The sequence below is a fragment of the Rhizobium aouanii genome (assembly GCF_037002925.1).
Lineage (GTDB): Bacteria > Pseudomonadota > Alphaproteobacteria > Rhizobiales > Rhizobiaceae > Rhizobium > Rhizobium aouanii.
Genome location: NZ_JBAMYD010000008.1, coordinates 149004 through 164324, shown reverse-complemented (window position 1 = coordinate 164324; position 15321 = coordinate 149004). Strand labels below are relative to the sequence as shown.

Annotated in this window: 9 protein-coding genes; 7 read left to right on the top strand and 2 right to left on the bottom strand. The window is 58.6% G+C overall.

Annotation, left to right across the window (positions count from 1 at the left end; translation table 11 throughout):
- Positions 1 to 18: 18 nt before the first annotated feature.
- Positions 19 to 1020 (bottom strand): glycine betaine ABC transporter substrate-binding protein, encoded by a 1002-nt coding sequence (locus V8P77_RS15920; RefSeq protein WP_335913303.1) that lies wholly within the window; start codon positions 1018 to 1020, stop codon positions 19 to 21.
- A 667-nt stretch (positions 1021 to 1687) separates the two neighbouring features.
- Here V8P77_RS15920 and V8P77_RS15915 point away from each other — a divergent pair.
- From V8P77_RS15915 to V8P77_RS15885, 7 genes are all read left to right on the top strand, one after another.
- Positions 1688 to 3142, top strand: a complete 1455-nt coding sequence (locus V8P77_RS15915) for a cobyric acid synthase (protein WP_335913437.1) — start codon at positions 1688 to 1690, stop codon at positions 3140 to 3142.
- Positions 3143 to 3818: 676 nt separating this feature from the next.
- Complete coding sequence (locus tag V8P77_RS15910) at positions 3819 to 4442, top strand: hypothetical protein (protein ID WP_335913302.1); 624 nt, start codon at positions 3819 to 3821, stop codon at positions 4440 to 4442.
- Between the two features lie 14 nt (positions 4443 to 4456).
- The gene (locus tag V8P77_RS15905) at positions 4457 to 7651 is read left to right on the top strand and encodes a calcium-binding protein (protein ID WP_335913301.1); all 3195 of its coding nucleotides are present in this window, start codon (positions 4457 to 4459) and stop codon (positions 7649 to 7651) included.
- Between the two features lie 79 nt (positions 7652 to 7730).
- On the top strand, positions 7731 to 9509 hold the full coding sequence (locus V8P77_RS15900; RefSeq protein WP_335913300.1) for a type I secretion system permease/ATPase: 1779 nt from the start codon (positions 7731 to 7733) through the stop codon (positions 9507 to 9509).
- On the top strand, positions 9506 to 10831 hold the full coding sequence (locus V8P77_RS15895) for an HlyD family type I secretion periplasmic adaptor subunit (RefSeq protein ID WP_335913299.1): 1326 nt from the start codon (positions 9506 to 9508) through the stop codon (positions 10829 to 10831). Before V8P77_RS15900 ends, V8P77_RS15895 begins: the two co-directional genes overlap by 4 nt.
- 275 nt (positions 10832 to 11106) lie before the next feature.
- Positions 11107 to 11877, top strand: coding sequence for an SDR family oxidoreductase (locus tag V8P77_RS15890; RefSeq protein ID WP_335913298.1), 771 nt, complete (start codon positions 11107 to 11109; stop codon positions 11875 to 11877).
- A gap of 169 nt (positions 11878 to 12046) precedes the next feature.
- Positions 12047 to 13306 carry an adenylate/guanylate cyclase domain-containing protein gene (locus V8P77_RS15885; protein ID WP_335913297.1) on the top strand — a complete coding sequence of 420 codons (1260 nt, stop codon included), beginning with the start codon at positions 12047 to 12049 and terminating at the stop codon, positions 13304 to 13306.
- A gap of 28 nt (positions 13307 to 13334) precedes the next feature.
- On the opposite strand, the gene V8P77_RS15880 is transcribed toward V8P77_RS15885, so the two are convergent.
- Complete coding sequence (locus V8P77_RS15880) at positions 13335 to 15125, bottom strand: chloride channel protein (RefSeq protein WP_335913296.1); 1791 nt, start codon at positions 15123 to 15125, stop codon at positions 13335 to 13337.
- Positions 15126 to 15321: the final 196 nt, after the last annotated feature.

Below are 15321 nucleotides of genomic sequence, written 5' to 3'. Positions count from 1 at the left end.
TTGATCGTGTTTTGGCCGTTATAAGCTCGCCTTGACCTTCTCGGCTACATCGACCGGCACCCATTTCGTCCACAGACTCTCGTAATTGCGAAGGAAATAGATCGCGGCATCCTCGTTGCTTTCGCGGTTTTCGTCCTGCCAGGCGAGCACCTGGTTGATCGTCGCATTGTCCCATTTGCGGGTCTTGAGATAGGTCGTGACAGGTCCGGCGCGGCTGGCGAAGGACCTGGTCATCAGTGTGAAGGCGCGCGAGACCGGGTAGGAGTTGAGCTCGGGCCTGACGCAGCCGGCAACCGCGGTACAACGGTCCCATTCGTTCTTGTTGTGGCCGACGCCGAAGCTCAGGCGCGTCATGTCGTATTTGCCGAGGATGGCGGTCGGCGCCCAGTAATAACCGAGCCAGCCGATCTTGTTGTCGAAGGCGCGGGCAATCGACGCATCGAGCCGTTCGGGACTGCCGGTCTCGACGAGCTCGAAGCCCTTCTTGTCGGCGGCAAGCGCCTTGAACAGGTTGGTGGTCGATATCTGGCAGCTCCAGTCGGCGGGGCAGTTGTAAACTGCGCCTTTCGACGGGTCGTCTTCGGCGGGGAAGAGTTCGGGATGTTTCAGCGCGTCCTCGACCGAGCGGATATCGGGGTGGGCGTCGGCGATAAATTTCGGAATCCACCAACCCTCGACGGCGCCGTCGGCCAGGATTTCGGCCCCCTGTACCAGCCGGCCGGTGTTGACGGCCTGATCGAGCAGGGACCTGACGGAATTGATCCAGTACTCCGAGGCGATGTCGGGGATGCCTTTCTCATTCATCGAGGCGAAGGTCGGCAGGGTGTCACCATCGACGATGGTAACGGAGCAGCCGTAGCCCTTTTCCAGGATAATCTTGTCGAAGCTCGCCGCAATGCCTGCCGAGGCCCATTTCATTTCGGCGATCGAAACACTGCCGCATTCGGCGGCTTCGGTCGGCGCGACGGTAAAAAGAGCCGCGGCAAAGACGGCCGGAATCAGAAGCGTCTTCATCGTCATTCCCCGAATTCTTCTTCGACGCACGCGCAGCCGGCTCTGGAATTCGCCGACAAATCTCTTCGGCACCCGAAGGGAAAATGCTGCCGGGCGATGCCGCTACAGGCTTTTCCGGTTCATGGGCGCCGTCCGTCCTTGCGGCTCAGGCAGCTCGTTGCAGGCCATGTTCAACAATGGCGCATTTTGAAGGAGCCTACGCGTTCGGTCGCAGAAATCAACCATCTTCTGCTCATGGTTGCGTGACTAAATTATTGAATTCGAAGAATTTATGTCAGCATTCCGAAATTGGCGCCCTCGAGCGAAAAGCCTCCTCGCGACAGGCTGTGGATCTTCGGCAGAAATTTTGGCCAGAATATCAAAAAAGATCAAAATTAACATTTGCGTAAGCCTTCAATAACTCTCCGGTAAGAATGTGCCGTTATCAGTTGGGTCGTGGCAGCAATGACCGCCGCTTCTCCGGATCAGGTAGTGCGTACCGGAGAAAGCGAGCTTCGCCGTGTAAGGGCGAAGACGCCTGAGTTTTTCGGCAAACCGCGCAGAGCCAAGGCCATGCGCGGTTTTCGCGTTTTGGAAACCTGCCCCAAACCAAGTCTTGCCCCGGGCCAAGTCTTGACCAGGGATTACTGCCCATTGTAGGCCTCGCCTGAACGAGAGGCGAATGCGGGCCACCATGGCAAGAGCGATCATGCTGCAGGGAACCGGCTCCGATGTCGGCAAGACGGTTCTGGTCGCAGGGCTCTGCCGGCTGGCGGCCAATCGGGGGCTGACGGTCCGGCCGTTCAAGCCGCAGAACATGTCGAACAATGCGGCGGTCGCCGATGACGGCGGCGAGATCGGCCGGGCGCAGTGGCTGCAGTCGCTGGCCGCGCGCACGCCATCCTCGGTCCACATGAACCCGGTGCTGCTCAAGCCGCAATCGGAAAATGGCAGCCAGATCATCCTCCAGGGCAGGGTGTTTGGACAGGCGAAGGGGCGGGACTACCAGCGGCTGAAGCCAGAGCTGCTCGGCGCGGTGCTCGATAGTTTCGAAAAAGTGGCTGCGGGGGCCGACCTCGTTATCGTCGAGGGCGCCGGATCGCCGGCCGAGATCAATCTCAGGGCTGGCGACATCGCCAATATGGGCTTTGCGACGCGGGCCGGCGTGCCTGTGGTGCTCGTCGGCGATATCGACCGCGGCGGCGTCATCGCCTCGCTGGTCGGCGCGCATGCGATCCTCGAGGATGGCGACCGGGCGATGATTGCGGGCTATATCATCAACAAGTTCCGCGGCGACGTCTCGCTGTTTGACGACGGCGTCCGCGCCATCGAAGGTTTTACCGGCTGGCCGTGTTTCGGCATCGTGCCGTGGCTGAGGGGTGCCGCGCGCCTGCCGGCCGAAGATTCGGCCGTGCTCGAACGGCTGGCGAGGGGCGGGACGGGCGCACTGAAGATTGCCGTGCCGGTGCTGCCACGTATCGCCAATTTCGACGATCTCGATCCGCTGAGGAGCGAGCCGGATGTCGAGCTGGTCTTCGTGCGGTCAGGCGAGCGGATCCCTGGCGATGCGAGCCTCGTCGTGCTTCCCGGCTCGAAATCGACGATATCGGATCTCGCCGACTTCAGGGCGCAGGGCTGGGACCGCGATCTCCAGGCGCATGTCAGGCGCGGCGGCCGGGTGATCGGCATCTGCGGCGGTTACCAGATGCTCGGCCGCGTGGTGCGCGACCCGCTCGGCATCGAGGGCGCGGCGCTCGAGATGCCGGGGCTTGGCTTGCTCGACATCGAGACCGAGATGGCACCGGAGAAGACCGTGCGCAACAGCGCTGCCCGCTCAACCGAATACGACACGCCGCTTGCCGGCTACCAGATCCATCTCGGCATCACCCGCGGCCCGGATTGCAATCGGCCTTCGGCAATCATCGGCGGCGCGCCCGACGGGGCGCTTTCGGCCAACGGCCGGATCATGGGGACCTATCTGCACGGGCTCTTCGGCAGTGACGCCTACCGCGCCCGGCTGCTTCAAAGCTTTGGCCTATCGGGCGAGCGGCGGAATTACCGCGAGAGCGTCGAGCAGGCGCTCGACGAGATCGCCGGAGAATTGGAACGTCATCTCGATCCGCACTGGCTTGCCGGGCTGCTCGGTTAGGAAGTGTGGACTCTGGGATTCCCAAATTCGTTATGATGACCTGCTGGAAGGCTTGACGGTCGGCGCTTCATTTTGATTGTCAGGCATTGGGTTGCTCCCAGGTTGATGCCGGAAAACTCTAGCTTCCGGTGGTCCAACGTTTGGGAGTGGTTCAGATCATACAGGCCCTTTCCAGCGTCGAGCGCTTCCCGTACGATTCGACAGCTTAGCGAACGCGCAAATAATCTGATCGAAAAATTATCTCGCCGGAAGCGCTTGTTCCAGAACCGCGGCTAAGTCCTCTCTCCGCATCTTTATGCGTGGAATTTCGGTGGACGTGAAAAGCGCAAGATTGAGAAGTGCGAGCGTATAGTCGCAATACAGGCTCGATGCATCGCCTCGATACCTGATTTCCGCCAAACATTGCGAAACTCTGTCGTCTTCGACTGGGTTCGAGCGACGCTAATTCTCTGTGGTTGCATCCAAATTCATTGCAAGGCCTGAATGTATTAAGAAGCGAATTTGCTTGCAATTCGAATTGCAACTCTTAGTGTTGGGAGCGAAGGTTGTGTGGTTCGTTTTGCAACCTGTCGTGACAGGCTTTTGTCGGGAGGAGCGATTTCTGATGTTAGCCTGTTCCATACCGAGAAGCGAGAGCGATGCGTGCCGAGATTTGGTCTCAAACAAGGGGCGGCTGATGCGTCTCGACGCTTACACGTACTGGCTACTGGGATTGGTTTCCATGGGATGCAGCCTCCTCTTTGCGAGTGCAGATGTCCTGTCGGCCAATCCGTCTGCCGAGACAAGCCACTTCGGAGCGGTCAATGATGCGGCAGAGGCGGCGTATCCTTTTACGGTTGCCGGCGGCCACTCAGGCTCACAGCTACCTGCGGTCTACAGGGCGGCAGTCAAGAAATTTCCGAACGTAGCCGCGTGTTTATCTGTCAGTGAGGGCGATCCTTCTCAAGATGTTGTCGATCTCGACTGGTCGCGGACAGCTTCCAGGGAGGAAATCGACGTATGCATCTTTCGTATTTTAGCCAGTTTACATGACGTCAATAAGGGAATTGCCTGGTTTCGGCGGCAGGGATTTCAGATCGAGGCTTTTCATCGGGACGCATCTTCGGAGACATCTTTCCGCAAACAGGGTCAAGTATATCAGTCTTACGCAGCGACGATTAGTACGAAAAAACTCTATGAGAAGACCTCGTGGAGCAAGCTCTCTGCGACCTTCCACTTAGCGCCGGTGGCGTCTGTCCAAGTGCTAACAACGAGCACAGGCGCACCGCTGTCCACGAAGCTTACGTTCAATCTTGAGTAGTAGGAGGGATTGGCATGCCGGAACTGCTATTAGCAGCAAACCTCGTAGAGAATATAGCGCCAACCGGGCTCGGTCATTTGCAGCTTGTGCACATTGACGACGACGGAACTCAGCTCGAAATCGAAGTTCAAGCGGGAGATTGGGTAACGCTCGGCTCATGGACCTATCCCGCGGTTCGAGACCATACACTGGAAGGGAGTACAAGCAATTATGGCGTGGACGGTGAGTATAATGCAGTCGAGCTCAACTTAGGCGATCGGCTAGTTGATGACGTTTGGGACCTTTTAGTCTCGGTGCATGATCAATTCTCAGTGCTCGGAACCGAAATTTCGTATGATGTCTATCAAAACAGCAATTCTTACGCGTCCACTTTGCTCAACATAATTGGACTTAATTTTAGTGATTACTTTACTGCGGTCCGGCCGACGGACGTCTACTCGTTTCCAGGAGGTGGGGTGAATGTCCTGGAAAAGGAGAATACAGCCTTTGCTCTGAACCTGGCGGGCTCCGCTCATGTCGATGAGATCAACACCGGCCTGGGCGAGGATAGCGTGTCGGGCGGTGAGGGCCGGGACAAGTTATCGACGGGCGGTGGCGATGACATTCTTGTAGGTGGTGATTCGGCCACGACGATCGACTTGGCGACTATCAATCTCCGTTCCGATCACACCGAATGGAACGACGGAGTGGCCGATACTCTTGCGGGAGGTTTTGGAAGCGACGTCTATCTGATCTCGCAGGAGGACGAAGGGTTCGATGGGGACTTGAACGCAGCTCTCAGTGTCGTGGACGTTATCGACGAGCGAACCGGGGATGGTCGCGGCGCAATTCTCATGCAGAGCCACTGGGAATATGAACCCGCTGGCGATGAGCGAATCTGGGCCATTGAGGCGAAGGGACGTTACGAAGTCTCGTTCACAGATGAACAGGGAACTCATTACAGCAACGAATCGTGGTCCAACGAACAGACCGACACGGATTGGAAGGCCGAGATAATCGTCTCGAACATTCTCGATGAGGACGGGAATCCCTACATTTTCCTGATGCCGATATATCCAAATAACGGTGCGCCATACGTTGCAATCAAGGGTTTTCGACAGGATAATTTCGGTATCCACCTCGACGGATATGTCGGTCCAAAGGAGGGGACACCTTCTTCAGACACGATCTTGAATAACGGAAACCAGAACCGCGCCAGTTTCCTTGATAGTCCTAACAACGTTACTCTAACGTCGGATCCGGACAGTAATCAGAGAATTGATGCGGGCGCCGGCGACGATATTGTGTATGGGCGAGGAGGTCAGGACGAGATTCGGGGATCCGAAGGCGACGATCACCTTTTTGGAAATCAAGATGATGATCTGCTGACAGGTGGCGTCGGCAACGACACCTACCATTATGAGCGCGGAGATGGCGCTGACACGATCGTCGAAACGGAAGATTTTGCGGGGGAGGCGGATCGCATTGTGTTTGCCGACGTGACGGCGAGCGAGGTGTCATTGTCGCTTGTCGACGACAAACTCCTGATAGCGATCATAGGAAGTTCAGCAACGGTTGAAGGATCAATGCTTGTCGAGGGATCGATCAACGGCAGCAAGAACGAGGGTATCGAGTTCCTGGAGTTTTCCGATAGTACTGTCTGGAACAGGCAGGACATTATCGACCATATCGGCCAGGGAACATCGAACGGGGAAATCGTCGGCACGACAGGCAACGATGTTCTCTCAGGTACGTCCGGCGCTGATATCCTGAAGGGTCTTGAGGGCGACGATGAGTTCGATGGGCTCCTCGGCAACGACCATCTCTACGGTGGGCTTGGTGATGATTTTCTCAACGGCGGCGAGGGTAGCGATGTTTATCATTACGCGTCCGGCGACGGGAACGACACGATTGCCGATGTCGCCATCAACCTTGAAGACACCGACATATTGCGTTTTTCGGATCTCAATCTAGGTGGTCTGACCTTCGCCCGCTCCGGAGAAGATCTCTTCATCACGGTCAATGCGACCAGCGAAGTGATCACCATCGAAACCCAGTATTACAGCGCGGGTCAGGGATGGGCGCTTGAGAAACTCATATTCGCCGATGGCACCTCGCTCCAATTAGACCACATGCCAGACACAAGCTGGATTTACGGAACGGCTGCCTCCGAAACCATCGATGGAAACTGGGGCAAGGACTACATTTTTGCGGGCAAAGGCGACGACATCATCAACGGAAGCGCGGGCGGCGACGTCTACTTCTATGCGAGCGGTGATGGCAGCGACGTCATCAACGATGAGGTCGGCTACACCGACGCCCTCGACGTCGTCCGGTTCACCGGCGTGGACGCACAAGACCTATCGATCAAGCGGCATGGCGACGACCTCGAGTTGACGGTTGCCGGGACGGGCGATGTCATTACTCTGAAGGGCCAGATGTACGAGGATCCTGGCGATTGGGGTGTCGATAAGATCGAATTCGCCGATGGCAGTTCGTTGAACCGAGCCGCCATCATCCAACTAGGCTTGAATGCCGAAGATACCGTCACTGCTCAGGGAACGGCCGGCGACGATACCCTCGCCGGCACCTCAGCGCATGACCTTATTCAGGGCGGCCTCGGCGATGACTACCTCCTTGGCGGATACGGCGGCGATACATACCTTTACTCGGCGGGCGACGGCAGTGACTACATCGATGACGAAGCCAACTCTCAATATCAGATCGATATCCTCAAGTTCACGGATCTCAATCAAAGTGACATTGGCGCAGAGCGTGACGGTGTGCACTTGAAACTTACGGTTCTCAGCACCGGCGACACTATCACGTTGGATGAGGAGTTTTATTCCAGTTCCGAGTATTGGGGAATCGAGAGGATTGAATTTGCGGACGGCACGTTCTGGGACCGCGATGATATCATGAGTATCGGGGAAGCCGCGCCAAACGTCATGGCAGGCCAGGTCTCTGTATCTGAAAGCCAGCAAGCACCTGCTGATATCGATGGGCCGTCCGCAGAAGTCATCGACTTCCCTGGCGCTTCTGTCGAGGTCACGATTTCCGACCATTCGCTTTCTTTGGAAGCAGGCGGTCAGAATTGCATCTCTTCCAGAGCGTTCGATGGCGGTACAGCCGAGATCATATCTCTGAGTGACTTTTTACAGGCCTCGGAGCATTCAGACGCTGCGAGCGACCTTTGGTTCGAGCCCGAGCCGATTGGCGCGTTTATCTAAGCCGGCCGCGAATATCCCGGGGTGCTGCCCACGCTCCCGGGTCCTATTTTCCAGTCATCCGCGTTGAAAGCAGCAATCAATGTCCACGGACGTCCGCAGCCACCTGCGCCGAGCCTGGGTCGAGCTCATATTGTTCTCGGTCGTGATCAACCTCTTCCTGCTCGTCCCTTCAATCTACATGATGCAGGTATACGATCGGGTATTGCCTTCGGCGAGCATACCGACGCTTATCTACCTTTCCATGATAGCAGTCGGGGCACTGATCTTCCTCGCCACTCTTGACGCCGTCCGCGCTGTCTACTGCCAACGGGTAGCGTTGTCCCTCGACAAGCACCTTGGAGAGGACGCGTTTATAGCTTCGATCAGCTCGCAAAAGGCTGCGATTGGCGATATCCAACCTTTGCGAGATCTTGCCACGGCGCGTTCGTTTGTGGCGTCCAAAGGCTTGGCGAATGTGATCGATCTTCCTTTCGCACCGCTCTTCGCACTCGTTCTGTATTTCATCCATCCGGTACTTTGTCTGGTGACGGTCGCGGGTGCGTTCGTGATGATCCGGATGGTTGTTGCGAGCCATTACGCAGCGCGCGGCGCAGCGGGAAAAGCCCAGGAAGCCGCCGTTTCCGCAAACCTGCTCGCCCAGGCCTTCACCCGCAACCGGGAGACGGTGCAAGGAATGGGAATGATCGGGCATGTCACTGAAACTTGGGGCAAGCGGTTTGCAGATGCAGCTAATCTCCAGGACACGGCATCGGCAATCAATGCCATATTCGCTGGATCCTCCCGCACGCTTCGCATGGTTCTGCAACTCGCAATCCTGGGAACCGGGGCAGTGTTGGTCTTGAAGGGGCAAATGACAGCGGGAATGATCTTCGCATCGTCGACAATATCCGGCCGGGCGCTGCAGCCGATTGATCAACTCGTTGCCGGTTGGCGTCAGACCGTCGATGCAAGAAAAGCCTGGAAGCGCCTTGGATCGACCATCTCCAGTACACAGGAACATCGGGCAAGCCGTCTCATTCTTCCCGAACCCGAGGGCCGCCTCGCGGTCAGGAATCTTTCTTGGTCACCGGTGCAAACACATGCGGAGGCGTCGACCCCTATAGTCAAAGACGTAAGCTTCGAACTGAAGCCGGGGGAGGCGCTCGCGATCCTTGGTCCCAGCGGCTCCGGAAAATCATCTCTAGCACGGTTACTGGCGGGAGTTGCCCAGCCTACGGGCGGGTCAATCCGGCTTGACGGTGCCGACTACCCGACATGGGACAGGAAGCAGCTCGGTGGCTATATCGGATATCTTGCCCAGGATGTTCAGCTGCTGCCTGGAACGATTGCCGAGAACATTGCCCGTTTCGATGCGTCTGCTTCGGACGCTGACATCACAGACGCCGCAGGCCGTGCGCAAGCTCATGGATTAATCACCAGCCTCAAGCAGGGTTATCAAACTGCAATGGAAGCTTCCGGCGGTTCGCTCTCCGGCGGGACGCGTCAGCGGATCGGTCTTGCCCGGGCTTTTTTTGGAAACCCAAAAGTTCTGATCCTTGATGAACCGAATTCGAACCTCGATGCCGAGGGCGAGGCCGCACTTGAGAAGGCGCTTTTACAAGCCAAGACAGGCGGCACGACTGTGATTATCGCTACACATCGGCCGTCGATCGTCCTCAAGTGCGACAAGGCTCTTGTCCTTCGCAGTGGCACGGTCGAAGCGTTCGGGCCAGCGACGGAAATCCTTCAACGCCTCTCGGGAGGGAAGCCCCGCGCAGTTCATGCAAACAAACAAGTTGTTTCCGTCAGAAGTAAGCCTGCAACTGTCATTGACTCGCCTGAAAATCCTGAGGCGGGTCTTGTTGAGAGCACCGCATGACACCGTCAACCGAAGATTCCAGCTGGAAGAGCAAGCTCCGGCACTCTGCCAGGACCCCTGCATTGATCGGTTACGGTGCAATACTGTTGATGGGCGGTACTTTCGGGCTATGGGGCGCGACAGTTCCCATTTCGGGAGCTGCGGTAGCGGCCGGAACGATCGCCGCAGCAGGGCGAAACATCCAGATGCAGCATCTCGAAGGAGGGATCGTCCGTTCTATCTCAATCCGCGAGGGCGACGCCGTGCACCGCGGCGATACGATAATGGTGCTCGACGACACTGCCGCCCGTACCCAGCTAAACCGCCTTGCGAAACAGTGGCTGTCTTTGTGCATCCGCATCGAGCGTCTGGGAGCCGAGCGTGACGGGGCAACTGAGTTGGCTGAAACCGGCTGCGGTAATCAGCTGCCGATCGATGTTGATCCGACCGAAATCATCTACGAGGAGCAGAAAGAATTCAGCGCCCGTCTTGCTCGATTTCGGTCCGAAGAGGCTATCCTTGGAGAGCGCCTCGAGCAGCTTAACGAGACCCGGTCCGGCTTGGGTGAGCAGAAGGCTGCAGTTCAGAAACAGGCGGAGGTCGTGAAAGAAGAGCTTCAACGCAAACAATCACTGGTTGAGCGTGGCTTAATCAATCGATCGGACTACACGGAACTCTTGCGCATCGACGCCGATCTTCTCGGGCAGTCAGCCGCTATTGCCTCAGAACAGGCAACGACCGGCTCGCAAATCGCGGAGGCGAAGGAACAAGTGGAACGCTTGCGGACCCAGCGAACCGAAGAAGCCGTCACGAAACTCAATGAATCCAAGAACTCTGTGCGCGATGTGGAAGAGCAGCTCGCGGCTGCCTTCGCTGTATTGGAAAGGACCGTAATCAATGCGCCTTCGGACGGCATCGTGGTGACATCGGCCTACAACATCGTCGGCAACGTCATTGGCCCCGGGGAGAAGGTTATGGAAATCCTTCCGACGACTGATCGCCCGCTTGTAGAGGCGAAGGTTCAGCCGAAGGACATCGATGTCGTTCATTCCGGCCAGCCTGCGCGACTTCGCTTCACGGCGCTCGATGCGCGACTGACACCGGAGGTGGGTGCGGTTGTGGAACAGGTGTCAGCTGACCGGCTTGTCGATGAGGCAACGCAGCAACCCTATTACAAGGCTCTCCTGCAGATAACGGGGAGCCTGCCGAATGGAGTTGCCACGGACGACCTCCACCCCGGGATGCCCGTCGAGGTGTTTATCAGCACTGAAGACCGAACGTTCTTCGATTACCTGATCAAGCCTTTGCTGGATTCTACGAACCATGCGTTTGTCGAGGATTGACTTCGGCGGCGGGCGGTTCGTGAATGCGACTGCGTTCGGAATTGATGCGCCTCAGAAACGCCGCCGCCAGTCAACCAACAACCTGAGCCGAAGTGACCGGACTGCAGGTCAAATTCTATCCGGGCTCATTGAAATCCTTCTCAACCTGCTCGGTTAGGCGGAATATCTCTCGGGCGGCACTGGTGTTCATCGGCGGTCGTTCGGTTATTGCCAAACTAGTTGACTGAGTCCATTAATTGTCGCGACGGCGGACCCGGTTGAGAGCGACGAAAACTATGAGCATATTGGATAGATTTTCACTGGCAGGTCAGGTGGCGCTGGTGACCGGTGGCGGCCGTGGTCTGGGCTTCGAGATGGCGCGCGCCCTTGCCGAGGCCGGTGCGCATGTCATCGTCAACGGACGCACGGCAGCGACGTTGGAAGGCGCCGTCAGGACCATCCGTGCCGCGGGCGGCACGGCGGAGGCCGCCGCATTCGACATCGCCGACCGCGGGGCCCAGCGTGCTGCGATGGCCGATATCGACAAGATCCATGGCCGTCTCGATATTTTGATCAACAATGTCGGCGCCCGAGACAGGCGGCCTCTGGCCGAATTCGACGATGAAGCGATCATCGAGCTGCTGCGCACCGACCTGGCGGCGGCGATGACGCTTTCGCGTGACGCTGCCGTGCTGATGAAGCGACGCAATCACGGCCGGCTGATCGCGGTGACCTCGATCAGCGGCCATGTCGTCATGCCCGGCGACTGCGTCTATCCGGCAGCCAAGCAGGGCCTGACTGGGCTGATGCGCGGCATGGCGGTCGAATTCGGCCCGCATGGGATCACCAGCAACGCAATTGCGCCCGGCTGGTTTGCCACCGAGACGAACGCGGCGATGGCTGCGAACGAGGAATTGATGCCCTTCGTGCGCCAGCGCATCCCGGTCCAGCGCTGGGGACGGCCGGACGAGATCGCCGGCGCGGCGCTGTTTCTTGCAAGCGCCGCCGCTTCCTTCGTCAACGGCCACGTGCTGACGGTGGACGGCGGCATGACAGTCAGGATGTGAGAACTTCGCAGGCGCTGCGGAAGCGTCTTTCATTTCTGCGGCACTCCACTGCTTCTCGTCGGCAGGCGAATGACGGCAACGGCAGGTATCATTTGCTCTCAGCCTGCCTTGTAGTTGTCGTTGCCGGAGTCCATGGCTAGAAATATCTGCCTGACTCGACTATTGGTTGATGTGGCAACGCCCCGGTTGGTCATCGCCGTCCATTTGCCCGATTTCCGACCATAAACAGCGTTGGTCATTTGGAGGTCCGGAAATTAACAATCATATTCAGTGGCTTATAGAACATGGAATCACAGCTGAGCATATTGGCGAGCTGATAGCCGGACTGTGCGATCGGCTGATTGCGGATGGCTTTCCGATCTGGCGGGGAAGCATCTCAATGCCGTCTATTCATCCCATGTATGGCGGCGTCTCGGCCAATTTCGTGCGTGGCGGTGCGACCACGATCGAGAATGCCGAATATGGCAGTGCGGCAGTGCTGAATTTCGAGAAGACCCCGATCTATTTTCTTTTGGGCCGCGGCGAAACGTCAGGTCGATGGAACATCGCCAAGGGTGAGGGTGTCGATGACTACCCGCAGCTTGCAGAATTCGCGCATGGCGGCGGCACGGATCACCTGGTCAGCCTGCTGGAGTTCCCGAAGGAGGCTGCGCTGCGCGGGGTCAGTCTGTCTCTCACAAGCGACAGGCCGGGCGGATTTTCTGACGACCAATTGGCGATCGTCGCGAAGCTCTTCCCGGCGCTGGGGCTGGCTTGCTACCGCATCGCGGCATCGAAAACCGCTGCGGATATCCTCGCCGTCTATACGGGCGCCAAAACAAGCGCACGCATCCTTGCAGGCGAGATCCAGAGGGGAAAGGGTGGCTCCATCAATGCTGCGATCCTGCTTGCGGATCTCAGGAATTTCACGGCGTTGACCGAAGTCTATCAGCCAGGCGAAATCGCCGGGTTTCTGGACGAGCATTTCGAGCTGATCGGCCGGCATGTCGAGGAGAATTCCGGCGAGATCCTCAAGTTCATGGGCGACAGCGTGCTGGCGATCTTTCCGACCGATGCCGAAGACCCGCAAAAAGCCTGCATGGCCGCACTGGCTTCGGCAAGGAATATTCTGGAAGCCAACAAGGTGCTGAACGGTCAGCGGAGGAGCGATGGAGGTCCTGACATCGGCGTCGATGTCGTGCTGCATCTCGGCGAGGTGTTCTATGGAAATATCGGCGCGCGCGGCAGGCTCGATTTCACGGTGATCGGCAGCGCCGTCAACGAGGCCTCGCGGCTCGAAAAACTCTGCGGCACGCTCGGGCACCATCTGCTGATGTCGGAGAGTTTCGCGACCACCTGCGCGGTGGCCTGCGAGTATCTGGGTTCGTTTGAATTGCGCGGGGTTTCGAAGCGGGCCGACGTGTTCAAACTCGCCGACGCCGTATCCTGAAGTGTCGATCCGGTCGGCGCGGCGACGCTCAGATCTCGCCTGACACTTCACGGCGGCGGCGGTCGAGTTCTTCGCTGTAGCGGCGCAGCGTATAGCTTTCGCTGAGCTGGCCGATCACCTTGCGTTCGATCAGGTTGTTGACGACGGCGAGCGCTTCGCTTTCGCTCTTGTCGAAGATCGCCGCCGCCTGCCTGGCATTCATCTGCGGCTGCAGGAAATCGTTTCGGTAGTGGATGAAATCGGCAAGCGTCTTACCCTCGTCCTGCGCATCGGTCGGGTTGGCGTAGATCTCCGGCACCAGCACGAGGCCCGCATATTTGTCGCTCTCTTCGACAAGGATGACGCGCTGGGCGGAGCCGATCGGAAAGGCCTTCTTGAATTCCTCCAGCGAGATGCCCGCCCTTGCGGTCTTGACGTCGGCGCGCATCAGCTTGTCGACCGTCAGGTTGCGGATCCAGCCGACATCGTGGGCGCTGCGGATGCTTTCGCCGCGGAGATGAAAACGCCACGTGGCGAAGGAGTAGCCGAAGGTCGATCGCACGACCAGCGAGGAGGTGATGACGGCAGCGAGCACCAGTGCGGTGATCGGAAAATCGCCGGTGATTTCGAGCGCCAGGAACGTCATGGTCAGCGGTCCGCCGATGACGGCGACGGCAAGCGAACTCATGCCGACCACGGCATAGATGACGGGCGTCAGCGTCGCATCGGCGAAATAGGGGCCGCAATAGGCAAAGAGCTTGCCGAGCAGTGCGCCCATGAACAGCGAGGCGAAGAACAGACCGCCCCTGAAGCCGGAGCCGATCGAGATCGCCGAGGCGAAGGATTTCAACAAGAAGAGGCCGATCAGCGTCGGGATCGCCACGTCATGGGAAAGGTTGAGATGCAGCGCGCCGTGGCCGGCTGAGAGCACCTGCGGCGAGATCATCGCCAACAGCCCGACGATGATGCCGCCGAGTGCCGGGCGGAAGGGTGGGGCGATCGAACTCTTGCGCGCGAGCTCCTCGATGAAGGCGACGCCCTGCATGATCAGGATGCCGATGCCGGCGCAAAAGACGCCGAGCAGCAGGGCAGGAATATAGTCGGCCGGCGCGACCGAGCCGAAGCTGCCGATATCGATGGTGAAATCGCTGCCGGCGAGCAGTCTTGCGACCAAGGTGGAGACAAGGGCGGAGACGACGACAGGGGTCAGCGAGACGATCGTATAGGTGCCGATGATCAGCTCGAAAGCATAGAAGGCGCCGGTCAGCGGCGCGTTGAAGGCGGCGGCGATAGCGCCTGCCGCGCCGCAGCCAACGAGGGTGCGCAGGTCCGAGCGGCGAAGCTGCAGCTTCAGGCCGAATTTCGAGGCGAGCCCGGCGGCAAGCTGGGTATAGCCGGCCTCCAGGCCGACGGAGGCGCCGAAACCATTGGAGATCAGGTTCTGCACGGCAACGATGATGCTGTCGGTCAGTGACAGGCGGCCGCCATGCAGCGCATTGGCCTCGATCGGGTCGACCATCGGCTTCTTGCGCCGTTTCGCCAGCACGAAAAGCAGCAGACCGAGCAGGGCTCCGCCGATAACCGGGGCGGTGAGCAGGAGCAGCTTGTTCTCAATCTCGGAGGAGCTCAACCGTTCGCTGTCGGCGATGCCGAAGACCAGCTGATGCAGCTCGTTGGAGACGTAGCTCATGCCGGTGACGGCGAGACCGGAGATGATGCCGACGACGGCGCCCGCCAGCGACAGGCCGACCTCGCTACGCCGGGTCAGCGCCCGCAGGCGTCCCGGATCGAAGAAAACACGCAGCGCGCGGAAACGGCGCCGATCCAATTTCATAAGCATGGCTAGACAACTAGGCGGGGAGAGGCCCGGTCAAGGGCAGAGATGGTCGCGCAGTCCGCTTGCGATGCAATTGCGGCGAAAAGCCGGCGGTTGGAATAAATTTCGATGACGTAAGTCTCTGATAAATGACGATATTCTAGGTAGGGTAAGTCGTGTTTGGGTAGCCACGCCTCGGAACTGGCGATCAGGCGGCCGC

What these genes read in the sequence shown, in the direction of transcription:
- V8P77_RS15920 (WP_335913303.1), bottom strand. Translation starts at nt 1,020, where the DNA reads ATGACGATGAAGACGCTTCTGATTCCGGCCGTCTTTGCCGCGGCTCTT.
- V8P77_RS15915 (WP_335913437.1), top strand. Translation starts at nt 1,688, where the DNA reads ATGGCAAGAGCGATCATGCTGCAGGGAACCGGCTCCGATGTCGGCAAG.
- V8P77_RS15910 (WP_335913302.1), top strand. Translation starts at nt 3,819, where the DNA reads ATGCGTCTCGACGCTTACACGTACTGGCTACTGGGATTGGTTTCCATG.
- V8P77_RS15905 (WP_335913301.1), top strand. Translation starts at nt 4,457, where the DNA reads ATGCCGGAACTGCTATTAGCAGCAAACCTCGTAGAGAATATAGCGCCA.
- V8P77_RS15900 (WP_335913300.1), top strand. Translation starts at nt 7,731, where the DNA reads ATGTCCACGGACGTCCGCAGCCACCTGCGCCGAGCCTGGGTCGAGCTC.
- V8P77_RS15895 (WP_335913299.1), top strand. Translation starts at nt 9,506, where the DNA reads ATGACACCGTCAACCGAAGATTCCAGCTGGAAGAGCAAGCTCCGGCAC.
- V8P77_RS15890 (WP_335913298.1), top strand. Translation starts at nt 11,107, where the DNA reads ATGAGCATATTGGATAGATTTTCACTGGCAGGTCAGGTGGCGCTGGTG.
- V8P77_RS15885 (WP_335913297.1), top strand. Translation starts at nt 12,047, where the DNA reads ATGTGGCAACGCCCCGGTTGGTCATCGCCGTCCATTTGCCCGATTTCC.
- V8P77_RS15880 (WP_335913296.1), bottom strand. Translation starts at nt 15,125, where the DNA reads ATGCTTATGAAATTGGATCGGCGCCGTTTCCGCGCGCTGCGTGTTTTC.